Genomic DNA, 24,224 nt, shown 5'->3' on the forward strand with positions numbered 1-24,224 from the left:
TATTTTGATATTTATACTCAATAACTGGTTGTTAATTATGGCATTTAATATTGTTTCTAGTGGAATTTACTTACCGAGGCATCCTTGGCAGGCTGATAAACTTGATCAATTTTTGAATCTACCCGAGGGAACCGTCAACACAAAATACGGTGTGAGCCAAAAATACGTTGCAGATAATCATGAAACTGCGATGTCGATGGCCGGAAAAGCAGCTCAGGAGTGTTTAGCAAATGCCAATTTAATCATCTCAGATGTGGATCTCGTTATTTATGCCAGTGGCACTCATCATCAATCATTGCCCTATGATGCTGCGGGATTGCTCGCCTTTTTAAATGCGCCTCATTACATCGAAAGTTTTGATATTAATAGTACCTGTCTTTCTTAACGGCGTTAGATTTAGCACAGAGTTTATTTATTGCTAACCGCTACCAACGTATTCTGATTGTTAGTAGTGAATGTGCAACCGGCGTCACCTTAAAAAATAACCAGCCTGTTGTTGATGTTGCTTCTTTATTTGCCGATGGCGCTGCTGCATTTTTGTTGGAAAAAGATCAACAAGCGTGCGGGCTAATTATGCGTCGATTTGAAACACACCATGCAGGTTATGCACATTGTCAAATTCAAGGTGGTGGAAGTCATCTCAACCCGCATAAGTTAAGTTATCAAGAAAATTTACAAGTTTGTCAGTTTGAGATGGATGGTAAAAAACTATTCAAAACTATTCGTAAAGTTCTACCTAAATTTATTTCACAAGGGCTTAACGAAGCTGATATTGCTGTAAACGACATTGACTATTTACTCCCACATCAAGCCAGTTTCCATGCGTTAAAAAAATTACCGAAATTAACGGGATTTTCGACATCACAAATCGTGAATAATTTTGCTATGTTAGGCAATCAAGTGGCAGCTTCAATTCCTATTAATTTACATTTGTTACGCACCGACCAAGGGAATAATGGAAAAACTGTTTTATTGATGGGATCTGCTGCAGGTCTGTCTCTCGGGATGGGATTAATTCGTTTATGAAAATTCTTGTTACGGGTGGCACAGGCATGTTAGGGACGGCCATTTTACGGATGTACCACCAGCAACATGAACTGCATTTCATTGGTCGAAATACCCGAATTTCTGCCGAATTAGAACAACGCTATGGTGTGAAAGGGCACCTTTGTGATTTGACCGATAAACATGCAGTAATGCTTGCTTGCAAAGGAATGGATGCGATTATTCATTGCGCTGCACTTTCATCCCCTTGGGGAACCTATGAAGCGTTTTACCAAGCGAATGTTAAGGCTACGCAAAATATCGTTGAGGTGGCGAGTTTATTAAATATTAATAAATTTATTCATATCTCATCAACCAGCGTGTATTTCGACTATACAGACAAATTAGCGATTAAAGAAACTGATCCGGTCGCAACCGCATTTTGTAATGATTATGCATTAACGAAGTACCTATCAGAAAAGGTGGTGATTGAAGGGAAAGTTAAAGGCGTTATTTTGCGTCCTCGTGGTATTTTTGGTCCTCATGATCGGGCGATTATTCCACGTTTATTCGATGCGAAAAAAGGTTCTCGATTGTTGTTACCTTCGACACGTAACCCCCACGTTGATTTATCCTATGTTGATAATGTTGCTTTAGCTGCAATGCTTGCCTGCATAAATATTGATAAACTAGATCATGGTGAGATTTTCAATATTTGTAATGATCAGCCCATGCAAGCATATTCAATCATTAACTGTCTATTTGATTCATTAAAACAACCTGTCACTATTTGCGCTTTACCCTATGTTTTACTTTCGCCGTTATTGAAGTTAAATGAATGGATCCGTTATCGGTTACCTCATCGTCCTGAACCAAAGATCACCTGTTACAGTGCGGGTTTATTGAATTTTCATCAAACAATCGATATCAGTAAAGCAAAAGCATTATTAGGTTACCGGCCTTTATTTACCATCGAACAGGGGATAGCAGAATATGCAAAATGGTTTGCAAGTAAAGATATTTGAAGCGGGTTCCTGTGTTCACCCTGGCTTTGTCGTTAAACCTGGCAGTGGAATCAAACCGAGGGTATTTCCCGCTGGCGTTGGATTAATTAGTCATCCCACACAGGGATATGTCCTTTTTGATACCGGGTATCACAACTGTTTTTTTAAATCGACACGTTCATTCCCAGAACGTTTTTATGCGTGGACAACACCTTGTCATTATCACGAAGAAAATGGCATCGTTTTTCAATTAGCTAAAGAAAATATTACTATTGAGCAAATAGACCACCTTGTGCTTTCTCATTTTCATGCCGATCATATTGCAGCAGTGGGTGAATTCAGATCCTCTGTGATCCATTGCGCGAGACTTGGATTTAATGCGATTAAAACAAGTGGTCGATTGAATGGTATTCGTAAGGGATATTTGCCGACACTGTTACCGAATAATGTAGAACAACAATTGCAGTTCCACGATCAATATCCTATCCCTATTGCTGCAATCTTTCCTGAATTATTAAATGTTGATTTGTATTGCAAAGATTTATTCGACGATGGATTAATTTATATCATTAACTTACCAGGGCACGCAGCTGGTCAGATCGGTTTGTTAGTACGTTTAACTAACCGTTGGATATGTTTATTGGCCGATGCATGTTGGTTGATCGACAGTTTACGTGATGGTGTCAATCAACATTGGATTGCCAATATATTGTGTGATGATATGCGCGCGTATCGCCATACTCTTCAACAACTCAGAGGTTTCTATCAGCAGGTCGGTGATGATGTGCAATTTGTGCCTTCTCATTGTTCAGAAACTCTGTCTTTGTTAACGACACGTGGATGGATGCAATGATCCGGTTATTACAGGAATTTGTATTAACGCGGTATCGACGATTTGGATCTCGCGCACGGGTTGAAGATTGGCAACAACGACAAATCACAACGCATCTAAATTGGGTATGCCAGCATTCTCATTTTTACAAGCATTTGAGCGGGAAACCATTAACTGACTTTCCAATTATGAATAAAGCAATCATGATGGAAAATTTAGATGATATTAATACCAGAGGGCTTAAAAAAGCGCAGTTAATGGAAACGGCATTAAAAGCGGAGCAAACTCGGAGTTTCAAAGATTCTGTTGTAGAAGGTATTACCGTTGGTTTATCTTCTGGTACGTCCGGCCAACGTGGATTGTTTTTAGCCGATAAACACGAACAACAAATTTGGGCGGGTAATATCCTGGCAAAGTTGTTACCTCGTCGATGCCAAACGCATCGTATCGCCTTAGCATTGCGTGCTGACAGCCCATTATATTCGAGCGTAGCAAAGGGACCGATCCAATTTTTTTATGCGGATTTAAACAAACCTTATCAACAGTGGATTGCGGAATTAGATCGCTTTCAACCGACTTTATTAGTAGGCAGTGCGCAGGCCTTACAACTTTGTGCCCTACATAGTGGGCATTTTACATCACCTGAGATGCGGCCTGAACGCATTATTTCAGGTGCAGAAGTGTTAACTAAGGCAGATAAAGCGTTTATTACTGATCGATTTTCCTGCGATGTGCATGAGGTCTATCAATGTACCGAAGGTTTCCTCGGGTGTACTGATAGTTATGGACAGATGAGGTGGAATCAGGACATCGTTTATATTGAGAAGTACTGGTTAAATGCTGATAAAACACATTACAGTCCGATTATTACTGATTTTAGACGTCGTACTCAGCCTATTATTCGATATCAATTAGATGATGTTATTGTCGTACAGAAAGACACAGGCTTTTTTGAGCCAATTGGTGCCATAGCAGGACGTTGTGGTGATTGCCTAACCCTTACTCAACATGGTGTAAATTCCGTAGTGTTACCGGATCTTGTTTATCGTGCAATAGCTTTAGCAAGTGAGCAGCGGATAGATTATCGTATTATTCAAACAGCAAAGCATACCCTTTGTATTGAATCATCCCCCGAATTTCATGTGTTAATTACCAATGCCTTAACCGCGTTGTTTAAACAGTTAAAGCTCGATAAAGTTATATTTGACTACCATCCAGCACCAAACTGGCAGATAAGCAATAAACAGCGAAGGGTAGTGAATCAATGTTAGTGTTAGTCACCGGTGCAAGAGCGCCAGTTGCTATCGAATGGGCGAATGCCTTAATTCGTTTAGGGCATCGTGTTATTTTAACCGATTCCTTGAAAAACCCATTGGGCGCCTATTGCCGTTCTATTGAACATTATATAAAGACACATTCACCACGATTCAATTTTACACATTATCGCAGAGACATATTGGCGATCATCGATCAATTTAATGTTGATATGGTGATCCCCACCTGCGAAGAGATTTATTACCTTGCTCAGTGTGCTGTTTTACGGCCATTAGTGAATTGGTTATTGCCGTCACCAGATCTTTTATTTGGATTACATCATAAACATCAGGTGTTTGAGTTAATTAATGATTTACCTGAAGTGTTATTGCCCGTCACGCGTCTTATTCGTAATAAAAGTGATGTTGTAATTAATAAGGAAACTATTTTAAAACCCGTTTATTCGCGCTTTGGCAGTCATGTTATTCGACAAGTAACGCGTCAACGTGTAGATGTACTGTCGATTTCACCTGAGAGGCAGTGGGTTCAGCAACAAAAGATACAGGGTGAATCGCTATGTAATTACGCGTTGTTTGAACATGGTGAATTGAGAGTTCATCAAGCTTACTTGCCAAAGTATTGTGTGAATCAATCAGCCGCGAGTGGATTTAAACCAGTGACTAATCATTCAATTCATCGGTTTATGGTGGCATTTGGCCGTAAATTTCATTTTCACGGGCAAGTGTCCTTTGATTTTATGATAGAAAATGAATGTATTTACGTCATTGAATGTAATCCAAGGGCAACCAGTGGACTGCATCTTGTCGCAAAGCAGTGTGAATCAGTTTTCCCCCATTTAGTTTTTTCAACACTTCAAACAACACAGTTACATCATCTCGGTGTTGCCATGCTGTTCTCGCAGGGAGTAACATCACTCGGACGTGGTAAAACATGGCAAGATTATTTTAGGGGTCAAAATGTTATGCGCCATTTAGCACATACATTTAGTTTTGGTGCTCAATTTTGTAGCTTGTTTGAATTATTTCAGATTGCCAAACGCTATAAAATACCACTGAGTGATGCTACTACCTATGATATAGAGTGGAATGGGCATAAAAATAATGAGTAAACTGTCTTCAAACCAATGGCACCAATCCTTTGTTACATTAATGACATCACAACCTATTGATCATTTAATGGCTGATATTACCTATTATATTCAAGATGGTGTCTATATTCCCGCTACTATATCTAAATCGGTTGCAGATAATTGTTATGCTGTGTCACCGTTAACCCTTATTGCTGGATATGCATTAGATGAAATACCGAAGATTGATAATTATTGGATCCGAATAGCCTGTGTTGGTTTAGTTAAATCGATGCGAGCTTGGCTAAGCTTTGCCAAATTAGATTGCGTGCAAACACTTAATAATCAGTGTCTATCAACCAATATGTACAGTCAAGATTGGCGTAATATTGATATAGTCTCATTACGGCAACAGGCGTTGAATAAATCACCTAATACAGCATTAGTGCTACGTTCGCTTAATGCAGTGCAACATAGCCATTTAATTAAATCACTTAATGACGATCATTGGGTGTCATTAGTTACACGGCAGGTCTATCTTCAACACCAATGGCAAAATTTTTCATTTAATCGCGATTTAAAAAAAGATATGGCTTTATTAAATGAACAACATTGGCAGTTTAAGCCGCTATCAACCTTAAATGAATATCAACGCGCACAGGAACTATATGATTTGCTGTATTTAGATAAATATAGCCAGAATAATATTCATTTTACCGTTGAGTATCTTCAACATGCTGTAGAAGCAGAAATGTTATCTTTGTTTGGCTTATTTTATCGGGGAGAAATGTTGGCTACGTTGGGAATGGTGATTATTGATGGGGACATGACCTGCCCGATTTTTGGATATCAAACCGATAAGTCCCAAAAGTTAGGATTATACCGACGTATTTCAGCGTTCTCTATTAACTATGCGAAAGAAAACAACTTACGTTTCAATATGAGCTCAGGTGCGCCGACTTTTAAGGTTAATCGCAAAGCAATTCCGTGTATTGAATATAGTTTTATTTACACTGCGCATTTGCCGTGGTTTCAACGCATGACATGGCGAATACTGAGTGGACTGGGTCGGATGGTCTATCGCCCATTATTAACTCATTACAAGCTGTAACCAACTAAGTCGACTTCTCTGGACATTCAAATTTTTACAGATAGCGATTGTTGTAAAATCGGTTTTGAATATATAAAAAAAGCCAGATAGGTAGTTGATATACAACACATAGGAGGCAGATTGACGTTACAAAATCAACTTGATTAATGTTAGTCTGTTGTTTTTTTTTGATGAATGTTACAAACGGAATAATTAATCATGGATCTTGATAACAATTCTCGCGCTCAAACTTATCCTCTCCCTTTAACCATAACACCCATTTTTGCATTAAAGCTCGTGGCTATTTTGTTTATTATGGGATGTTTGTTTATTGCCATCCCTTTTATTATGCCGATTGAAGAAGCTGAAGGGGCTGTGTTTTTTCATATTATTATTTTTGACGTGTTTATACCTGTACTGGGAATGTTATTTATTGTTTCCATTTTTTATCAAAATGTATTTAAAAAGAACAAAATCTGGGTAACGGAGCAGACTATTAGCATTAACAGTTTGTTTATTAAGAAAACGATACGTTGGGAGGATGTCGTCGATATCTCTGAATATTCCTTGAATCATAATGACTTTATTGGATTTGTCACACAGTCTCGCATGAATAAACTCGCGAAGGGTGGTTTAAATGCAACGATGGGCGCAGCCTTTGGTGGGTTGAATGAGATCGCGATTCCATTGAAACAACTTGGGGAATTAGATCGTGAAACGGTTATTAACACCATTACAACACGCTTTATAAAACAACTTGAGATACAACAAAACGAAAATCAACTCATTGAATTAGATGATGATTTTGATGATGACATGATTCCAATGGAACTACCAACGAATCGTTTTAAAGGCATATTATTGTCCCTGATTATTAGTACAACCACTGCCTTTATTTATGCATTCTCTATTTATCTTATTGAAATAAATATACTTATTCTTCCATTTATTGGTCTTTTTATCATTAGTTTTTATTATGAAAAACATGTCAAAGTGGCTGATTTTGGCATTTTAGATAAACTGTGGGTTGGGATGATGGGGGGCTTTTCTGTGTTAGCTGCCAATATTATTCTGATTTTTATATTGACTGAAATCACGCCATCTATTTTTAATATTATTGCAATGACCTACAGTTATTTATTTGAAATATTACCGAATCAATGGCTCGATGAAATGACTTGGATATTAATGATGGTAGTGGTGACATGTACAGGGTTTAGTTTCGGCCCTTCAATTAATTGGTTTTGGAAAAAGAAAACCGACCTGAATGACTTTGATTAAACGTTACTACCTGAATTATCGTAATAAGTATTAACATATTTAATGCTTTTTATTATGTTGTTTTTAATGAAGTTAATCCTAAGTACTTTCTATGATTGGTTTTTTATAAATAATGAGAATCTATAGATTTTTATTTTAACTAAGATTATATTACTTACCACTTATTTATTTTTAGTAACTAATAGGACAACATTTGTGAATCCACAGGACTATTTTAACCAACTTAATGACGACTATTTAGTATTACATTGCCGTAAAGAGGACTTATTTTGGTCGACTTATATGGGCACAAGTGATGATACCGATGGATTTGCAAAGGCCGAAGCTCAACTCAGCGAGTTTGTTTCTAATCCTGAACGAATCGACGTTATTCGAGGTCATCTTTGGACACTAGAAAAGCAAGCACAATCAGATAATGCGCTTATTGCTGGTTTACAAGGTTGGTTGGCTTTTTTCGAGGCAAATGCGATTGAAAGTGAGGCAGGGCGTCAGCAAATGGCTGATTTGATTCATTCCGAATCTGAGTTGTTTGCTAAACGTCAGCAATACTTGATGTATTTTCAAAATAATGACGGAGAGCGTCAACAGGCATCATTATCTGTACTTGGTGCGACGGTTCGTGCTAATGATAATGAAAATGTCCGACAATCTGCCCATCAAGCTTTTTTGGATCTTGAACAATGGGTATTAAATAATGGTTATATTGAGTTAGTCAAACAGCGTAATGCCTTTGCTCGCCAACAAGGTTTCCGTAATTTCTTTGATTATAAAGTGAATAAAACCGAGCAAATGACACCGGAACAACTATTTCATATTCTCGATGATTTTGAATTGCGCACACGCGATCGCAATGCCGAAAGTATTGCCCAACTAGCCAAGCAAAAAGGGGATTCAGCAATAGCTGGTCATAATTTTAGTTATATGTACAGTGGCGACGCTGCACGTCAACTTGATCCTTATTTACCTTTTTCAAAATCATTACGTCGTTGGATTGAGTCCTTTGGTCGATTAAATATCGACTATTCCAATGCCGATTTAACCTTAGATTTACTTGACCGTAGTGGTAAATATCAAAATGGTTTTTGTCATGGCCCAATGCCGTCGTTTTATAAAGCCGATGGCAGCTGGCAGCCTGGTAAAATTAACTTCACCAGTAATGCCAAACCAGATCAAGTAGGTAGTGGTTCCGATGGTATTAAAACGTTGTTCCACGAAGGTGGACATGCTGCGCATTTTGCTAATGTGAAATTAAATTCACCGTGCTTTTCGCAGGAGTTTGCACCGACATCAATGGCTTATGCTGAAACCCAATCCATGTTTTGCGATAGTTTACTGAATGATGCTGATTGGCTGAAACGTTATGCATACAACGCACAGGGAGAGGTCATTCCTGATAATGTGATCCAAGCACTTATTGATGCGAAACAACCCTTTAAAGCATTTCAGGAACGTAGTATTTTAGTTGTCCCTTATTTTGAGTGGGCATTATATAGCAGCGATGAGTCATCGTTAACGGCAGAGGCAATTACGCAACTTGCGCGTGAAACAGAACAACGCATTTTAGGGTTAAGTGTCAGTCCACGTCCATTACTTGCAATTCCACATTTGTTATCTCAAGAAGCGGCGTGTTCTTATCAAGGTTATTTATTAGCACATATGGCGGTTTATCAAACTCGTGCGTATTTCACTGAAAAATTCGGTTACTTAACTGATAATCCTAAAATTGGACCATTATTAGCTGAACATTATTGGAGAACTGGCAATAGTGTTAGCCATGATGCAACATTGTGCAGCTTAACTGGGGAAGGTTTTTCAGCTGAATATTTAGCTAATGAATGTAATAAAACCAGTGCCCAGGCATGGCAGCTAGCACAACAAAAAATAAGTGCAGCGATGTCACGTGAACAACTTGCACCTGTATCACTCAATGCCTCTATCTGTATTGTGGATGGTGCAGAGTCATTTGCAGATAATAAGTTGTCAGATAATACGTTATGTGAACAATTTGAACATTATATTACTGCCCGTTATGGTGATAACAGTTAACTTTCCAATTTGTCGAATATAATACCAATCGTAATAATTAGTGGATCTATTTTGCTGGTTAAAATAGTTTATTTCTTTGTTGAAAGTTTCGTAAAGGGAACAACCATTTACATCAACTTTCGCCTCAAACTAAACCATTTTCCAGCGCAAAATTTAGATCACATATTTAATACAATTGGTATAAGTAACGGCTAGATGATGAAGCAGATAAAGTGCCATCATTTATCCGTTTATGATTATTTTAAGGAGTCCTTAGCATGCATCAATTACGACGTGAAAGACGCCAAAAACCAGATTTGTTACAACGTTCATTTTTATGGCTAGGTTTTATTTCATGGGGCCTTTTTTGGCTTGCTGTGTTTGCATTTAATTATGCGCGTCCCGAAATAGAATACGGTTTAGTCCGTTATTGGGATTTGGATATTCGTTCGACTTGGGAGCCGACGCATTTATCGATTTTTTTATATGCGCTGTGGGGGTGTTTTGGGATCACGCTTGTTAGCATCGCTTTGGTTTTTCCGCGTAATCGCCGTTTAAATGATAATCAAATTTATTATTTCGAACTATTACTCGTTATCGCCCTAGGCAGTCTTATTGCTTATTACATCTAAAAAAGGGCTTACGCCGTTAAGCTCTTTTATTCATATTCTCTCCTGTTCGTTATAAATCTTTTCTTTAATGAATCAATATCTTCAATTTTGCTAAGCAATCGAATTGAGTTTAAGTTATTTAGACTAAAGTTTTGAACGAATGTTCAAATTTAACTTGAACAATTGTTCAGGGTTGTTTATATTAATTATCACACGACAACGAACTTACTCAATTACCTTGAAAAGGATAAACACATGCTTAAATTTTATTTCCATCACACACCAAACCCGATGAAAATTGCTTTGTATTTAACAGAAACTGAATTGGAGTTTGAATTAGTTGCCGTTGATACACTAAAGGGAGAACAGCATACGGATGAATTCAAAGCCATTAATCCGAATAGTAAAGTACCTGCTATCGATGATAACGGTGTGCGTGTGTTCGACTCTAACGCAATTTTACTTTATCTTTCTGAGAAAACTGGCAAATTAGCCGGCAAAGCAGAAGATCGTGGTGAAATGTTGTCTTGGTTGATGTTTATTGCATCTGGTTTAGGTCCTTATTCTGGACAGTCAGTCCATTTCCGTAAAGCTGCGCCTGAACAAATTCCCTATGCAATTAATCGCTATTTACGTGAAGCACAACGTCATTATCAAGTGCTTGATACGCACCTTGCTGATCGTGATTATATTGTTGGTGATGAATTTACCATTGCTGATGTTTCTGCTTGGGGTTGGATTGATAAAGCAGAAGTTGTCCTTGATGATGGTTTAGCACAATTCCCTAATTTAGCTAAATGGTTTGAACGTATTAATTCACGTCCTGCTGTTGAAAAGGCACGTAATATAGCATCGGGGATTACTTTCAAATCAGAGTTTGATGACGTTGCAAAACGTGCTTTATTCCCTCAAAATTTTTAATCAATATAATGCTGCCCGTGACGTAAGTTGAATAGTGACGGGTACTAATCACTGAATATTTTTTTGTTAATAATGAGAGATTATATGGAAACTAAATATACTCCACCAAAGGTTTGGGTAAATGAAGCGAATGGTGGTAACAAATGGGCAAATATTAATAGTCCTGAAGCGGGTGCCCGTACTGAAAAAGCATTACCCGTTGGTGAGCATCCTTTACAGTTGTACTCATTAGGTACGCCAAATGGTCAAAAAGTGACAATCCTATTAGAAGAGTTGCTTGCATTAGGTATTAAAGAAGCTGAATACGATGCGTTTATTATTAAGATTGGTGAAGGCGATCAGTTTACATCTGGTTTTGTCGACGTTAATCCAAATTCTAAAATTCCGGCATTGGTGGACAATTCAGGTGAAGCACCCGTGAATGTGTTCGAATCTGCCTCTATTTTGGTTCATTTAGCAGAAAAATTTGGCCAATTCTTACCAAAAGAAGGTCCTGCACGTACGACGACGTTTAATTGGTTATTTTGGGCGCAAGGTTCAGCACCATTTCTTGGAGGTGGTTTTGGTCACTTTTATGCTTATGCCGATGAAAAACAAGAATATCCAATTAACCGCTTTGCGATGGAAACAAAACGTCAGCTAGATGTATTAGATAAACAATTAGCGAAGAACAAGTTTGTTAGTGGTGATGAGTACACCATCGCGGATATGGCTATTTGGCCTTGGTACGGTAATCTTGTTATTAATAATTCCTATGAAGCAGCAGAATTTTTACAAGTGGATAGCTATAAACATGTTGTTCGTTGGGCTAACGATATAATGGCGCGTCCTGCAGTACAACGCGGTCGAACGGTTAATCGCCCTGATATGCTTGTTGAGCGTCATAGCGCAGCGGATATTACTGCATTTTTAGAAAAGTAATAAATTAAGTTCAGTTTGTTCCCTGTCCCCTGAACACAAATTTAGTTCAGGGGCTTTTTATTTATGTTAACTAAGTTTTAATATTCTGGTTTCATTACCTTCGCAGGGTATTTCTGGAATGTTACAGGCAAACAGTAATGAAATTCCTGCCATTATTGTTCCCATAAAAAATACCGTTGATGGCGATATTAACCAGATATATCCGAAGGTGACTGGAATAACAACGGCAGCAATATGATTAATCGTAAAAGACACGCCTGCGGTTGCAGCCATATCTGCTGGATCGGCAATCTTCTGGAAATAGGTTTTTATTGCGAGGGCCAATGCAAAAAATAAATGATCGACAACGTAAAAAAAGGCCGCCCATTCTGCCGTATTAACCAGAGCATATCCCGTGAATACAATAGCCAATCCGATATATTCAAATATTAATGCTTTACGTTCTCCGACTTTCCCGATTAATCGACCAATGCGTTTGGCAAATAACCAGTTAAACAGATAATTTATTAAAAAGAGTAATGAAATATCTGCCGCTGAATATCCAAATTTTTCAACCATCAAAAAACCTGCAAATACAACAAAAATTTGTCGGCGCGCACCACTCATAAAGGTTAATGCGTAGTAAAGCCAATAGCGTTTTCTTATTACCAGTTTTTTTCGCTGTGGTGTTGCAGATTCAAATTCGGGAAAGGAAATGGCAATGGCTGCAATCAAGATTAACGCAATACTACCCGATAGAAGATAAATCCATTTAAAGTCTAATTTTACGTATTCTAATAACACCCAAAGGCCGCCATAGGTACACAGTGAGGCCAATGCGGCAACAGAAATTAATTTTCCCAGCACTTCTGGTGCTTCTTCCTTGGTTAACCATTGTAGAGAAAGTGATTGTTTTAAGGTTTCAAAGTAATGAAAGCCAGTCGACATCAACAGCGTTGTACAGAGCAATCCACCTAACGAAGGAAAAAAGCCTGTTATTGCGGTACCAACGGCTAATAACATTAAAGATAAAATAATAAACCGTTGTTCTCGAATAAATAACAGTAAGAACACCGCCGTGAAAGATAAAAATCCGGGAATTTCTCGAACGCTTTGTAATAAACCAATATCAGATCCTGTAAAGTTTGCTTTTTCAACGACAAAGTTATTTAACAATACTTGCCAACTTGAAAAAGCGATCGGGACAATAATGGATATAATGATTAAAAAGCGTTCGGGTGTTTGCCAAGATCGACTTGGACGTTTCATTGTTGTTTCCACAGGCATTCTCATTACTGGATAGGTAATTCATTATACAAATATTTTGTGTGAATGACTGCACCAATTTTGTATGACAAAATAAGCGTTATTGAAATTATATAACTTATGCGGTGTAAGCATTGAAGAAGGCGTGATAGGAAGTATTAGTTATTGCCATCTTAATACTTCCCAATATTTATCCCCGTTACCATTTAAGATGCAGATAAACGCATCTTGATTGGTAACGGGTATATATTTACGAATGGCATTCACTGCCATCTGAATCACATGCATTTTCGCCAGATGAGAGCGAGCCAGCGAGGTAGTTTTTAACCACTATTTCAGGTGCTTGCGCATTTGCGCCAACAATGACATCGATAAATTGCTCGGTAAATAAATTTTTAGCACGTTGTCCCATGCCACCCGTTATGATCATATCGACTTTACGTTCGCCTAACCATTTAGGCAGCAATCCCGGTTCATGGGGTGGTGAAGGTATTTCTTGTTGAGCAATTATTTGTTTGGTCTCATTATCAACATCAATCATTGCGAAACTACCGCAATGCCCAAAGTGCATACTTAATAATCCATCTGCTAACGGAATGGCTATTTTCATTATTATTTCCTTTTGTTGGTGATTGTTTGTTTTTTTAGTCTTCAATTAAAGTTTGTAGTTTTGCCCATATTTGACGAATATCTTTAGCCGCGCCCTGATTCGTTAATTCAACAACACTTTGCCTTGCAATCTGTGCTTGAGTCACGGCGAGGTCATAGCGTATTCGCCCTAATAAATTAGCATTGTATGTCGCGGCTAAGGCTTCGATTTCCGATGCTATCTGGTTATCAATATCCCAACGATTAATACAAATAGACGTATCAATTGAAAAATGTTGTGCTAATTTCAATACGCGTTCGATATCATGTTTTCCTGCTTTACTGGGTTCGATAACAAGTACAATATGATCAGCGCCTGTGATGGAAGCAATTACTGGGCAACCGATACCGGGAGAGCCATCTACGATAATCATTTCAGCTTGCTGAGACTGTGCTAATTTTCTCGCTTCATCACGTACTAAACTGACTAATTTTCCTGAGTTTTCAGCACCTATCGCTAACCGGGCATGTACCATTGAACCAAAGCGGGTCGTAGAGTTAAACCATTGGCCGCAATGTCGTTGAGGGAAATCAATACATTGTTCAGGACAAAATTCCACACAAACAGCACAGCCTTCGCAATTAGCTGGATCAACAAAATATTCGTTAGTATCACTATCATGAACAATGGCATTAAATCGGCAATAATCTTTACAAATCCCACATCCATCGCACAATTCATTATTAATGATGGCTTCATTACCGCTAATGAAGTCATGTGTATTATTAATAGTTGGATTTAATACAAGATGAAGGTCTGCTGCATCAACGTCGCAATCAGCGATGACTGCATGATTGGCTAATGCCGCAAAAGAGGCTGTTAAGCTAGTTTTTCCTGTTCCGCCTTTCCCACTTAAGATGATAATTTCTTTCATAGTGCACCAATTACGTTAAGTTCTATTTTTATCTCATTAAGCATGGCATTTAACTGTTGTTTTAATTCAGGAAAAACAGTCAAGATGGAGTAACCGTTTGCGCTCTGATTCGCCGCTGATTTTTTATTGGGAATTTGTAACAAAATACGTATTTTTTCTTGAGCACAATAATTAACAATACAATCATCTCCCGCATCGGCACGATTAATTACTACGGCGAAGGGGCGTTGTAAATTTCGTACTGTTTCTACCGCAATAGCAAGATCATTTAGGCCAAAGGGAGTCGGTTCAGTAACCAATATAATGTAATCTGCATCTGATACCGTTGATATCATTGGACAAGAAGCCCCTGGTGGACAATCAATAATAGCTAACTGATCCGCATCTATTTTATTTTTTACGGCGTGAATAATGGGAGGAGACATTGCTTTACCAATATCCAAGCGGCCTTGCACAAAAGAAATATTGTTAGTGATGCCAGAAGTAATTGTCCCGATTGGTATCTCAACCTCGGAGATCGCTTCTTTTGGACACATTTTGCTGCATCCACCGCAACTATGGCATAGGTCAGGAAATACCATGGCATATTCACCCTGGGAAATAATGGCATTGAATTGGCAAAAATCTGCACATTCTCCACAGCCATCACATAGGGATCGATCAACTTCTGGTACTAACACATTAACTGTTTCTGTTACTACATTTGTTGGCATTATGAAGATATCGCCATTAGGCTCTTCTACATCACAATCTATATATTGAACGGGTTGATCGAGTGACTGTGTTAATGCAACAGATAAAGTCGTTTTACCTGTTCCACCTTTGCCTGAAGCAATAGCTATTTGCATTATTGTGCCACTTTCATAGCATTAAGATTGTTGCTTTTAGATTGTTCGATACAATTTAATATGGATTGTATCGGGCTAATATAAACGGTGACATTTGCGCTATTAAGTACTTTTAATGCTTTTGGGCCGCACTGATTACAAATTAACAGTGTTGCACCGCTATTAATTATATTTTGAGCCGCTTGAATACCCGCTCCCTGTGCTGAGCTTTTATTACCTTGATTATCAATATATTTATGCGTGTTAGAGATGTCGTCAAATATAATGAAGCCGGGCGCACGTCCAAATTGTTTATCTAATTGACCATCCATTGAATTTATATTTGCTGCAACCGCAATTTTCATTTGTTTTTATCCTTATTAATTTTATTTCACCACCAATGCGTATTATTGTTATCGTCATCGATGTCTTTATTGAACCCTTTGTTCTTGTGAATGTAGATATCAAGGCATAAGGGAAATAGGTAAGTAGAGATAGAGCAATAGGTATACCTATATTGAAAGATAATTTTATAAAAACTTAATAGATTGATTTTAAAAGGTTAATTTTAATAATGACAACTCAGGCTGTTTAGATTGGTTGCAGGTATGCATTGATGAAATAGTTAAGAGTTGCAGAACAGCATCCTCTATGAATGTAGGTGCAACTGTTGTATATGCTGCTTCTTGATATAGTTCATCGTTGGCAGCGTGATAAAACTTAGGTAGGATCGGTATGCTGTTATCGGCCATTTTCAAAGGATTAAAAAAGAATGAAGCACACTTTAATTGGAATCGTTATTTTGTTTTCCACGGCAGGCTGTGCCGTTGTTACCTCATCGGAAGTTGAATTGGTAAACAATGGTATTTATAAAGTCTCAACGCATATGAAAGGGATCAAAGTAAATGGTCAAGAAAATAGTGGGCTAACAAGTCGAGCTGCTGTTTCAAAAGCTAAGGATTTTTGTTCAGCGAGAGGAAATCGCTCCTTAAAAGTGATCGATCAGTCGGTACAAATAGGCGGTATGGCTCCCGCCTATTTATATTTTCGATGTATTAAATAATGGTTTTCTATCCATTTATACATTGATAGTTTGTATTGATGTTTTCCTATGCCATTTAATCTGCGCAAGCATGACGCCAGTTATCACTAATAGACCACCTTCGATATGAAAAATATGTATTTGCTCGCCAAGAAAAAAGATCGCCATAGTTAACACGATAATTGGCATTAAATTCATAAACATTGCTGTCGTATCTGCCCCTAAAAGGTTAATCGCCTTTATCCACATCCAAGGTGCAATGATCGACGCTGCAATTGCGGCATAGGCGATAAAAGGTAAAGAAGCTGATGTCGGTAAAAGATGGTAACTACTTAGCCAGAATGGGCAAAGCATAATAACCGAAAATAGACCTTGTATATAAATAAGCTGCCAAGTGGTAAGTGGCATTTTCCAACGTTTTAATAACACACAATACGTTGCATAAAGTATCGATGCGATCAACATTAATCCATCACCAATGGTAATGGCTTGATGAAAAATAAAGAAGATATCTCCTTTGCCAAGCATAAAGGCTAATCCAACCAAAGAGATGATTGCGCCTATAATATTCACTGCAGAAATCTGTTTGCCTAACAAAGGTTGACTAATAAAAATACAAAATAGTGGGATCAGTGAACTAATCATCGACATATTTGATGCCGTTGTCGTTAAGCCTGCGTAATAACCCAAAGATTGATTTAACACCATGCCTAATAACGCTAGTAAAGCAAGTTTACCTAAATAAGGTTTAATGACTTCTCGTGAATTAATCACGGATTTTAAACAAAAGGGAGACAATATAATAATTGCAATAAACCAGCGGAAAAAACTCATTGCACTGGGTTCAATTTCATTGACAACCATTTTATTAACAATGGTATTACCACCCCAAATAAAGACGGTAAAGAGTGGAAGTAAGTAATACATAGTACATGCTCTCTGATTTATTATTTGAATGGAGTGTGACATGTATATAAACTTACATATATCTCTAATCGGACATTGAGCACTTTCAGGAAGACAATTAATGAAATCTCCTCGCATTGTACAACCGGCTATTCATTACCCTAAGATGCCTGGTGATATTTTCTTTATTTTTGATGCTTTTCGTTCTAATACGGAGACTCGATTGCACAGCCATGAATGGGGACAACTACAATTAGTCAGTGGCGGGATATTAGAACTGAATGCACAGGGCAAACGTTTTTTAGCGCCTTCTAAACACGCTATTTGGGTACCAGCCGGTATTATGCATCATAGTTATAATCGTAAGCCTATTTCATATTGCTCGATTAATATTATTCAGCAATTAGCACAATGCTTACCGGAACAAGCTTGTTTATTAACGGTTACGCCCATTATGGAAGTTATTATTGACGATCTTCGCCATCGACAGATACAAATAGCAAAGTCTGAACCCGATAAACGATTAGTAGAGGTTTTATATGATCAAATTTCATCATCTCAACAAATAGAACGGTTCTTACCGACTAGCGGTGATAAATTATTATTGCCAATTTTGACAGCATTGGAAAATAATCCTGCAGATACTCGTTCTTTACAGGAATGGGCTGACACGGTACATACAACGGAACGTACACTGTCTCGTCATTGTAAAAGTGAACTCGGTATCAGTTTTACTGAATGGCGTTTACGAATGCGCTACCTATATTCATTAGAACTATTAAAGCAGGGGGGATCAATAAAAGAAATCGCATTTACCCTTGGCTATAATCAAGCAAGTCCTTTTATTACCATGTTTAAAAAATATGCCCAATGTACCCCTGAGTTTTATAAAATGAAACATTCTTTATAGGCATTAGGTAGTTTAGGGGTATAATGCGCGGCCATTATTTAGCGATTAAATAATTGACTGACATTATCGCCGTAACCACTCATTGGTTACAACGTTAAGATTTAGGAGCACTAATGACACCACAACAAAATAATCCATTACACGGACTTAGCCTAGAAAAATTAATTACTGAGCTGGTGGCGTTTTATGGTTGGGATATTTTATCAACGGCAATGCGTTTTAATTGTTTTAAAACCAACCCAACGATTAAAGGCAGTATGAAATTTTTAAAAAATACAACCTGGGCGCGTGAAAAATTAGAAGGCTTTTATCTTTACAAATTTAAACGTATGCCTAAACCCAATGAAGCTGAATATCTATTGCCACCAAGAGAACGAGGTTTTGCAGATGGAATTGTTCCTCGTGCACCTATGGAGTTAACTAAAGAATCCATCGAATTATCACAGGCTAAAGCTGCATCGGCGTTTAAAGAAAAATCTGCATCTCATCGCAACCCTAAAAGAACATCGGTTAAGCATGCGTCTAAACCAACATCACCACCACGTAAAAAGGGACCTTCGGATGATCCTGCTGATCCCTGGGGATTAAAAAATAAATAGCTATAGAAATCGGTGAGTCAGTCGATAACGTTATTGTAATTTTACATTTAGTCAAAATTTATGCATGTTAATATTGATGCATAGATGGAATTACATCGGAATAGAATAGCAGTAACTTAACATTATATTTAGGAGGTCGAAGATGGATTTAGCTGCAGTTGGACAGATGATGAATCAACAGGCAAAAATCGAGACGCTTGAAAAGGTAAATGTAAGTTTAATAAAAGACACCAATGACCAAGCAAAACAGCAGGCCACTCAATTATTAGAATCGGTTGCGCCAACCACTTCAATTGTTGAAGGCAACAAAGGTAAGAACATTAACGTTAGTGTTTAAATTAATAAAGTGAAACGGGTAATACAAAAGATCGTTTTTTACTCGTTGAACTTTGTTTTTACCCTTTATCATTTAGAAATTATGATGCAATTATCGTAAAGTTTTAATCGGTTAAACCGCTACAAAACGGCTATTTGTACGATAAATAATCATAACCATTGCTTACTCTGCAGATCACTGTATTTTCAAATTGTTTCAGTATAAACTACGCGATTTATTCTCTAGGTTTATTTACGATGAAAGTATCAGACTTTTCTTTTCAACTTCCCAATGAATTAATTGCACGTCACCCAATGGCGGATCGGTCTGCAAGTCGCTTATTATCAGTAGATGGGCAAACCGGCACACTAAATCATCTTCATTTCACAGATATACTGGATCTTATTCATTCCGATGATCTTTTAATTTTTAATGATACGCGTGTTATTCCTGCAAGAATGTTTGGTGAAAAGGAAACCGGTGGCAAAATTGAAGTGCTGGTGGAGCGTGTTTTAGATGATACAAGTTTTCTTGCACATGTGAGAAGCTCTAAGTCTCCTAAACCAGGTTGTAAATTACGTTTAGAACAACGTGTTGATGCAGTGATGGTCAAACGTCATGGCCCCTTGTTTGAAATTAAAGTCGAAGATGACAAAGATATCTTATCTATTCTCGATGATATCGGGCATATGCCTCTACCTCCTTATATTGACCGTCCCGATGACGATGAAGATAAAGAACGCTATCAGACCGTCTACAATAAAAACCCAGGTGCAGTTGCAGCCCCAACGGCCGGGTTACACTTTGATCAGAAAATATTAGATCAACTCTCTGCAAAGGGCGTTGATTTTGCTTTTGTTACATTGCATGTTGGAGCGGGCACTTTTCAACCGGTCAAAGTTGATGAAGTATTAGATCATAAAATGCACAGTGAATATGCGCAGGTTTCTCAGGAAGTTGTAGATAAAATTAATGCAACAAAAGCCAAAGGCGGGCGGATTATTGCGGTTGGAACTACATCGGTACGTTCCGTGGAAAGTGCAGCTGCAGCGACCTTAGCAAAAGGGCAGTCGCTCGCGCCATTTTTCTCCGAAACCGATATTTTTATCTATCCGGGTTACAAGTTTCAATTAATCGATGCAATGATTACTAATTTCCACCTCCCCGAATCAACGTTATTAATGTTGGTCAGCGCTTTTTCCGGAAAAGCACATATGGATAATGCCTATAGAGTTGCGGTAGAAAATAAATATCGTTTCTTTAGTTATGGTGATGCAATGTTTTTAACTAAACAATTAAACAACTAATACGTGTTATTTTTTAATAATACGTACAATTAACATTAAATCAGACTGTTTATCTGATAAGGAAAATTATGGAATATGAACTATTAGCGACCGATGGTCGTGCACGACGAGGTCGACTGACGTTTGATCGCGGTAGTGTTGAAACACCCGCATTTATGCCAGTCGGGACTTACGGAACAGTTAAAGGTATGACACCCGAAGAAGTTGATTCAATCGGCGCGGAAATCCTGTTAGGCAATACTTTTCATTTATGGCTACGTCCTGGACAAAAAGTCATTAAAAAACATGGTGACTTACATGACTTTATGAATTGGAAAGGGCCTATCTTAACTGACTCTGGTGGTTTTCAAGTCTTCAGTTTAGGTAAAATGCGTAAAATTAAAGAAGAAGGTGTTTACTTCCGTAGCCCAGTAAATGGCGATAAAGTATTTCTATCACCTGAAGTCTCTATGGAAATACAAGACGATTTAGGCTCAGACATCGTAATGATATTTGATGAATGTACGCCTTATCCTGCTACGGAAGAAGAAACCGACGTTTCCATGCGCTTATCGCTTCGTTGGGCACAACGTAGTCGTGATCGTTTTAATGAACTAAATAACCCAAATGCGTTATTTGGTATTATTCAAGGTGGTTGTTTTGAACATTTACGCGATGTTTCTCTTGAGGGCTTAACTAAAATTGGATTTGATGGCTACGCTATCGGCGGCCTTGCCGTTGGTGAACCAAAAGATGAAATGCACCGCATTCTAGAATATATCACCCCTAAAATACCTGAAGATAAACCTCGTTACTTAATGGGCGTGGGTAAACCAGAAGATTTAGTCGAAGGTGTTCGCCGCGGTGTTGATATGTTTGATTGTGTTATGCCTACGCGTAACGCACGCAATGGTCATTTATTTGTGACCGATGGTGTGATTAAAATTCGTAATGCGGTACATCGTGATGATACCTCTCCACTAGATTCGGAATGTGATTGTTATACGTGTAAAAATTATACACGTAGTTACTTACATCATCTTGATAAATGTGGAGAAATCCTTGGAGCACGTCTAAACACGATCCATAACTTAAGATATTATCAACGTTTAATGAAAGGTTTGCGTGATGCCATCGCACAAGGTACATTAGAAGAATTCGTCGACGCGTTTTATAAACGTATTGGGAAAGAAAAACCTGCGTTGATCGATTAACCCAAGTTTTATGTAATAATAACAATAATATTCATGATTTAACTAATAAAGGATACAAATATGAGTCTGTTCATTTCACAAGCACACGCCGCTGGGGAAGCTGCTCCTCAAGAAGGTTTTTCTTTCATTTTTATGATGGTTATTTTTGCTGCGATTTTCTATTTTATGATTTATCGTCCACAGGCAAAACGTACTAAAGAACATAGAAATTTAATGGATAATATCGGAAAAGGTGATGAAATTTTAACACAGGGCGGTTTACTTGGTCGTGTTGTTAAAATCAGTGCTGAAAATGAGTACATCCAAATCGAATTAAATGAAAACAATGTTATTTCAATTAAAAAGAGTTTTGTGACTGCTGTTCTTCCTAAAGGCACCATTAAATCTATCTAATTCATTTTATGGACAGAGTAAATTTTTACTCTGTCTTTTATTTTCCTTTAGCCTCTAATAAAGGACCATACCGTGTTAAATAAATATCCTTTGTGGAAGTATCTGTTTCTTGGCTTTGCTGTCATTCTCAGTTTACTTTATGCTGCTCCGAACCTTTACGGAGAAGATCCCGCTATTCAAATTTCTGCAACGCGTGGTGCAGATGTCGAGCTCTCAACGCTTGATAAAGTCCAAGATTATTTAAAAGAAGCCAATCTATCACCTAAAAGTACGGTGTTAGAAAATGGTCAAATCCTTATTCGTCTAACTTCAAGTGAAGATCAATTACGTGCAAGAGAAGTGCTTAGCAATAACCTAGGTGATGGTTTTGTTACCGCTTTAAACTTAGCAACGTCTACTCCCGCATGGCTTGAAGCTATTGGCGGCGCCCCATTAAATCTAGGCTTAGATTTACGTGGTGGTGTTCACTTCTTAATGGAAGTGGATATGGATGAAGCCGTTTCTAAAGCGCAAGATCAACTTGTTGAAGATTTGCGAACAGACTTACGTGAACAGAAAATTCGTTTTCGTGGCGTACGTAAAGACCCTGATAGTGAAACGGGCGTATTACTACGTTTTGCAAATGAAGAATTATTAAATAAAGCCGTTGATTATTTAAAACCTATTAACCCTGATTATCAATTTATTGATGATACATCTGACGGTCAATTCAATCTTTCCGTTGCGATGACAGAAGATAAGCTTAAAACAACGAAAGAATATGCATTACAACAAAATTTAAGTATTTTGCGTAATCGTGTTAATGAGTTAGGTGTTGCAGAACCGTTAGTTCAACGTCAAGGTACTGATCGAATTGTTGTTGAGTTACCGGGTGTTCAAGATACCGCAACGGCAAAAGAGATCCTTGGCGCGACTGCGACATTAGAGTTTCATGCTGCAGATTCTGAAACAGATTTGAATGATGCATTAGCAGGGCGACTTCCTTCATCATCTGTTGTCTATGAAGATCGTAATGGTACCCCCGTTGTTGTGAAAAAACAGATTATATTAACGGGTAATCATATCGTCGATGCGCAATCAAGCGTTGATGAATATGGTAAAGCACAAGTTAATATATCCTTAGACTCAGCTGGCGGCAGTAAAATGTCTCGCTTTACCAAAACTAATATTGGTAAGCCAATGGCGACGTTATACATTGAATATCTGCCAACGGGTAAGAAAAAAGCGAATGGTAAATCTGAAATAGAAAAACGTGAAGAAATTGCCAATGTTGCAACTATTCAAGCACAGCTCGGACGAAGCTTTCGTATTACAGGCTTAGATAATACTGCTGAAGCACATAACTTAGCGTTAGTTCTACGTGCGGGTGCGTTGATTGCACCAATACAAATTATCGAAGAACGTACAATAGGCCCAAGCCTTGGACAACAGAATATTGATAATGGTGTTAAAGCAATGATTTATGGTTTGCTTGCAATTATTATCTTTATGTCTATTTATTATCGTAAATTTGGCCTTGTTGCTAATGCTGCCTTGTTATTTAATATTGTAATGATTGTCGCTGTAATGGCTATTATTCCAGGCGCTACATTAACACTGCCAGGTATTGCCGGTATTGTTTTAACCGTCGGGATGGCTGTTGATGCGAATGTATTGATATTTGAACGTATTCGTGAAGAATTACGTGCAGGTAAATCCATTCAGAAATCAATCAATGAAGGTTATGCAAATGCATTCTCTACCATTGCCGATGCAAATATTACAACATTGATTACAGCAATTATTTTATTTGCTGTTGGTACTGGTTCCGTTAAAGGTTTTGCTGTGACTTTAGCTATCGGTATTTTAACTTCAATGTTCACCTCAATTTTCGGTACTCGCGCCCTTGTAAATGCAATTTGGGGTGGCCGTAACGATATTAAGAAACTGTCAATCTAGGCAAGGGATAAAATT

26 protein-coding genes and 1 pseudogene are annotated in these 24,224 nt (G+C 37.9%); 21 read left to right on the top strand and 6 right to left on the bottom strand.

What is annotated here, in order from left to right; all coding sequences use genetic code 11:
• Positions 1-37 precede the first annotated feature (37 nt).
• From ACR30L_RS09835 to yghU, 13 genes and pseudogenes are all read left to right on the top strand, one after another.
• Positions 38-385, top strand: coding sequence for a hypothetical protein (locus tag ACR30L_RS09835; protein ID WP_435237827.1), 348 nt, complete (start codon positions 38-40; stop codon positions 383-385).
• 50 nt (positions 386-435) lie between these two features.
• Positions 436-501, top strand: a pseudogene (locus ACR30L_RS09840) (hypothetical protein); the annotation flags it as partial.
• A 72-nt stretch (positions 502-573) separates the two neighbouring features.
• Positions 574-1,026, top strand: a complete 453-nt coding sequence (locus tag ACR30L_RS09845; protein WP_435237828.1) for a 3-oxoacyl-[acyl-carrier-protein] synthase III C-terminal domain-containing protein — start codon at positions 574-576, stop codon at positions 1,024-1,026.
• Positions 1,023-2,009 (top strand): NAD-dependent epimerase/dehydratase family protein, encoded by a 987-nt coding sequence (locus ACR30L_RS09850; protein WP_435237829.1) that lies wholly within the window; start codon positions 1,023-1,025, stop codon positions 2,007-2,009. Before ACR30L_RS09845 ends, ACR30L_RS09850 begins: the two co-directional genes overlap by 4 nt.
• Entirely contained in the window at positions 1,978-2,841 is an 864-nt protein-coding gene (locus ACR30L_RS09855; protein WP_435237830.1) for an MBL fold metallo-hydrolase, read from the top strand. Before ACR30L_RS09850 ends, ACR30L_RS09855 begins: the two co-directional genes overlap by 32 nt.
• Positions 2,838-4,091 carry a F390 synthetase-related protein gene (locus tag ACR30L_RS09860; RefSeq protein ID WP_435237831.1) on the top strand — a complete coding sequence of 418 codons (1,254 nt, stop codon included), beginning with the start codon at positions 2,838-2,840 and terminating at the stop codon, positions 4,089-4,091. The genes ACR30L_RS09855 and ACR30L_RS09860 overlap by 4 nt, the downstream gene beginning before the upstream one ends.
• A complete protein-coding gene (locus ACR30L_RS09865) occupies positions 4,085-5,203 on the top strand; it encodes an ATP-grasp domain-containing protein (RefSeq protein ID WP_435237832.1) in 1,119 nt (372 codons plus the stop codon). The genes ACR30L_RS09860 and ACR30L_RS09865 overlap by 7 nt, the downstream gene beginning before the upstream one ends.
• On the top strand, positions 5,196-6,272 hold the full coding sequence (locus ACR30L_RS09870; protein ID WP_435237833.1) for a hypothetical protein: 1,077 nt from the start codon (positions 5,196-5,198) through the stop codon (positions 6,270-6,272). Before ACR30L_RS09865 ends, ACR30L_RS09870 begins: the two co-directional genes overlap by 8 nt.
• 198 nt (positions 6,273-6,470) lie before the next feature.
• Positions 6,471-7,532: a hypothetical protein gene (locus tag ACR30L_RS09875; protein ID WP_435237834.1), complete on the top strand. Its 1,062-nt coding sequence runs from the start codon at positions 6,471-6,473 to the stop codon at positions 7,530-7,532.
• A 195-nt stretch (positions 7,533-7,727) separates the two neighbouring features.
• Positions 7,728-9,578 (top strand): M3 family metallopeptidase, encoded by a 1,851-nt coding sequence (locus ACR30L_RS09880; RefSeq protein WP_435237835.1) that lies wholly within the window; start codon positions 7,728-7,730, stop codon positions 9,576-9,578.
• A 257-nt stretch (positions 9,579-9,835) separates the two neighbouring features.
• Positions 9,836-10,189 carry a hypothetical protein gene (locus tag ACR30L_RS09885; RefSeq protein WP_435237836.1) on the top strand — a complete coding sequence of 118 codons (354 nt, stop codon included), beginning with the start codon at positions 9,836-9,838 and terminating at the stop codon, positions 10,187-10,189.
• A gap of 234 nt (positions 10,190-10,423) precedes the next feature.
• Positions 10,424-11,089, top strand: a complete 666-nt coding sequence (locus tag ACR30L_RS09890) for a glutathione S-transferase family protein (RefSeq protein ID WP_435237837.1) — start codon at positions 10,424-10,426, stop codon at positions 11,087-11,089.
• Positions 11,090-11,173: 84 nt separating this feature from the next.
• Complete coding sequence (gene yghU / locus ACR30L_RS09895; RefSeq protein ID WP_435237838.1) at positions 11,174-12,010, top strand: glutathione-dependent disulfide-bond oxidoreductase; 837 nt, start codon at positions 11,174-11,176, stop codon at positions 12,008-12,010.
• Between the two features lie 66 nt (positions 12,011-12,076).
• Here the strand turns inward: yghU and ACR30L_RS09900 are convergent, their stop codons facing one another.
• From ACR30L_RS09900 to ACR30L_RS09920, 5 genes are all read right to left on the bottom strand, one after another.
• Positions 12,077-13,258 carry an MFS transporter gene (locus ACR30L_RS09900; RefSeq protein WP_435237839.1) on the bottom strand — a complete coding sequence of 394 codons (1,182 nt, stop codon included), beginning with the start codon at positions 13,256-13,258 and terminating at the stop codon, positions 12,077-12,079.
• Between the two features lie 247 nt (positions 13,259-13,505).
• Entirely contained in the window at positions 13,506-13,865 is a 360-nt protein-coding gene (locus ACR30L_RS09905; protein WP_435237840.1) for a NifB/NifX family molybdenum-iron cluster-binding protein, read from the bottom strand.
• Between the two features lie 34 nt (positions 13,866-13,899).
• Positions 13,900-14,778 (bottom strand): ATP-binding protein, encoded by an 879-nt coding sequence (locus ACR30L_RS09910; protein WP_435237841.1) that lies wholly within the window; start codon positions 14,776-14,778, stop codon positions 13,900-13,902.
• On the bottom strand, positions 14,775-15,626 hold the full coding sequence (locus ACR30L_RS09915) for an ATP-binding protein (protein WP_435237842.1): 852 nt from the start codon (positions 15,624-15,626) through the stop codon (positions 14,775-14,777). Before ACR30L_RS09915 ends, ACR30L_RS09910 begins: the two co-directional genes overlap by 4 nt.
• Complete coding sequence (locus ACR30L_RS09920; RefSeq protein WP_435237843.1) at positions 15,626-15,970, bottom strand: NifB/NifX family molybdenum-iron cluster-binding protein; 345 nt, start codon at positions 15,968-15,970, stop codon at positions 15,626-15,628. The genes ACR30L_RS09915 and ACR30L_RS09920 overlap by 1 nt, the downstream gene beginning before the upstream one ends.
• 407 nt (positions 15,971-16,377) lie before the next feature.
• Here ACR30L_RS09920 and ACR30L_RS09925 point away from each other — a divergent pair, with 407 nt between their 5' ends.
• Positions 16,378-16,668, top strand: coding sequence for a hypothetical protein (locus tag ACR30L_RS09925; protein WP_435237844.1), 291 nt, complete (start codon positions 16,378-16,380; stop codon positions 16,666-16,668).
• A gap of 15 nt (positions 16,669-16,683) precedes the next feature.
• On the opposite strand, the gene ACR30L_RS09930 is transcribed toward ACR30L_RS09925, so the two are convergent.
• A complete protein-coding gene (locus ACR30L_RS09930; RefSeq protein ID WP_435237845.1) occupies positions 16,684-17,574 on the bottom strand; it encodes a DMT family transporter in 891 nt (296 codons plus the stop codon).
• A 100-nt stretch (positions 17,575-17,674) separates the two neighbouring features.
• Here ACR30L_RS09930 and ACR30L_RS09935 point away from each other — a divergent pair, with 100 nt between their 5' ends.
• The 7 genes from ACR30L_RS09935 to secD all read left to right on the top strand — a co-directional run bounded on the left by ACR30L_RS09935 (position 17,675) and on the right by secD (position 24,209).
• Entirely contained in the window at positions 17,675-18,463 is a 789-nt protein-coding gene (locus ACR30L_RS09935; RefSeq protein WP_435237846.1) for an AraC family transcriptional regulator, read from the top strand.
• Between the two features lie 113 nt (positions 18,464-18,576).
• Positions 18,577-19,062, top strand: a complete 486-nt coding sequence (locus ACR30L_RS09940; protein ID WP_435237847.1) for a VF530 family DNA-binding protein — start codon at positions 18,577-18,579, stop codon at positions 19,060-19,062.
• A gap of 142 nt (positions 19,063-19,204) precedes the next feature.
• The gene (locus tag ACR30L_RS09945; protein ID WP_435237848.1) at positions 19,205-19,399 is read left to right on the top strand and encodes a hypothetical protein; all 195 of its coding nucleotides are present in this window, start codon (positions 19,205-19,207) and stop codon (positions 19,397-19,399) included.
• Positions 19,400-19,635: 236 nt separating this feature from the next.
• A complete protein-coding gene (gene queA, locus ACR30L_RS09950) occupies positions 19,636-20,685 on the top strand; it encodes a tRNA preQ1(34) S-adenosylmethionine ribosyltransferase-isomerase QueA (RefSeq protein WP_435237849.1) in 1,050 nt (349 codons plus the stop codon).
• A gap of 68 nt (positions 20,686-20,753) precedes the next feature.
• A complete protein-coding gene (tgt, locus tag ACR30L_RS09955; RefSeq protein ID WP_435237850.1) occupies positions 20,754-21,878 on the top strand; it encodes a tRNA guanosine(34) transglycosylase Tgt in 1,125 nt (374 codons plus the stop codon).
• A gap of 60 nt (positions 21,879-21,938) precedes the next feature.
• Complete coding sequence (gene yajC / locus ACR30L_RS09960) at positions 21,939-22,271, top strand: preprotein translocase subunit YajC (protein ID WP_435237851.1); 333 nt, start codon at positions 21,939-21,941, stop codon at positions 22,269-22,271.
• A 72-nt stretch (positions 22,272-22,343) separates the two neighbouring features.
• Positions 22,344-24,209: a protein translocase subunit SecD gene (gene secD / locus ACR30L_RS09965; protein WP_435237852.1), complete on the top strand. Its 1,866-nt coding sequence runs from the start codon at positions 22,344-22,346 to the stop codon at positions 24,207-24,209.
• The last annotated feature ends 15 nt before the right edge of the window (positions 24,210-24,224 follow it).

Origin of the sequence: Psychromonas saccharinae, assembly GCF_051201515.1 — a bacterium.
In the GTDB taxonomy this organism is placed as follows: Bacteria; Pseudomonadota; Gammaproteobacteria; order Enterobacterales; family Psychromonadaceae; genus Psychromonas.

Bases quoted from the DNA above. Each gene is read 5' to 3' on its own strand.
- ACR30L_RS09850 (WP_435237829.1), top strand. From the start codon at position 1,023: ATGAAAATTCTTGTTACGGGTGGCACAGGCATGTTAGGGACGGCCATT.
- ACR30L_RS09870 (WP_435237833.1), top strand. From the start codon at position 5,196: ATGAGTAAACTGTCTTCAAACCAATGGCACCAATCCTTTGTTACATTA.
- ACR30L_RS09910 (WP_435237841.1), bottom strand. From the start codon at position 14,778: ATGAAAGAAATTATCATCTTAAGTGGGAAAGGCGGAACAGGAAAAACT.
- ACR30L_RS09865 (WP_435237832.1), top strand. From the start codon at position 4,085: ATGTTAGTGTTAGTCACCGGTGCAAGAGCGCCAGTTGCTATCGAATGG.
- ACR30L_RS09915 (WP_435237842.1), bottom strand. From the start codon at position 15,626: ATGCAAATAGCTATTGCTTCAGGCAAAGGTGGAACAGGTAAAACGACT.
- ACR30L_RS09890 (WP_435237837.1), top strand. From the start codon at position 10,424: ATGCTTAAATTTTATTTCCATCACACACCAAACCCGATGAAAATTGCT.
- ACR30L_RS09875 (WP_435237834.1), top strand. From the start codon at position 6,471: ATGGATCTTGATAACAATTCTCGCGCTCAAACTTATCCTCTCCCTTTA.
- queA (WP_435237849.1), top strand. From the start codon at position 19,636: ATGAAAGTATCAGACTTTTCTTTTCAACTTCCCAATGAATTAATTGCA.
- ACR30L_RS09860 (WP_435237831.1), top strand. From the start codon at position 2,838: ATGATCCGGTTATTACAGGAATTTGTATTAACGCGGTATCGACGATTT.
- tgt (WP_435237850.1), top strand. From the start codon at position 20,754: ATGGAATATGAACTATTAGCGACCGATGGTCGTGCACGACGAGGTCGA.
- ACR30L_RS09885 (WP_435237836.1), top strand. From the start codon at position 9,836: ATGCATCAATTACGACGTGAAAGACGCCAAAAACCAGATTTGTTACAA.
- ACR30L_RS09845 (WP_435237828.1), top strand. From the start codon at position 574: ATGCGTCGATTTGAAACACACCATGCAGGTTATGCACATTGTCAAATT.
- ACR30L_RS09900 (WP_435237839.1), bottom strand. From the start codon at position 13,258: ATGAAACGTCCAAGTCGATCTTGGCAAACACCCGAACGCTTTTTAATC.
- ACR30L_RS09945 (WP_435237848.1), top strand. From the start codon at position 19,205: ATGGATTTAGCTGCAGTTGGACAGATGATGAATCAACAGGCAAAAATC.
- ACR30L_RS09920 (WP_435237843.1), bottom strand. From the start codon at position 15,970: ATGAAAATTGCGGTTGCAGCAAATATAAATTCAATGGATGGTCAATTA.
- yajC (WP_435237851.1), top strand. From the start codon at position 21,939: ATGAGTCTGTTCATTTCACAAGCACACGCCGCTGGGGAAGCTGCTCCT.
- ACR30L_RS09835 (WP_435237827.1), top strand. From the start codon at position 38: ATGGCATTTAATATTGTTTCTAGTGGAATTTACTTACCGAGGCATCCT.
- ACR30L_RS09925 (WP_435237844.1), top strand. From the start codon at position 16,378: ATGAAGCACACTTTAATTGGAATCGTTATTTTGTTTTCCACGGCAGGC.
- ACR30L_RS09905 (WP_435237840.1), bottom strand. From the start codon at position 13,865: ATGAAAATAGCCATTCCGTTAGCAGATGGATTATTAAGTATGCACTTT.
- ACR30L_RS09855 (WP_435237830.1), top strand. From the start codon at position 1,978: ATGCAAAATGGTTTGCAAGTAAAGATATTTGAAGCGGGTTCCTGTGTT.
- ACR30L_RS09930 (WP_435237845.1), bottom strand. From the start codon at position 17,574: ATGTATTACTTACTTCCACTCTTTACCGTCTTTATTTGGGGTGGTAAT.
- ACR30L_RS09935 (WP_435237846.1), top strand. From the start codon at position 17,675: ATGAAATCTCCTCGCATTGTACAACCGGCTATTCATTACCCTAAGATG.
- ACR30L_RS09940 (WP_435237847.1), top strand. From the start codon at position 18,577: ATGACACCACAACAAAATAATCCATTACACGGACTTAGCCTAGAAAAA.
- yghU (WP_435237838.1), top strand. From the start codon at position 11,174: ATGGAAACTAAATATACTCCACCAAAGGTTTGGGTAAATGAAGCGAAT.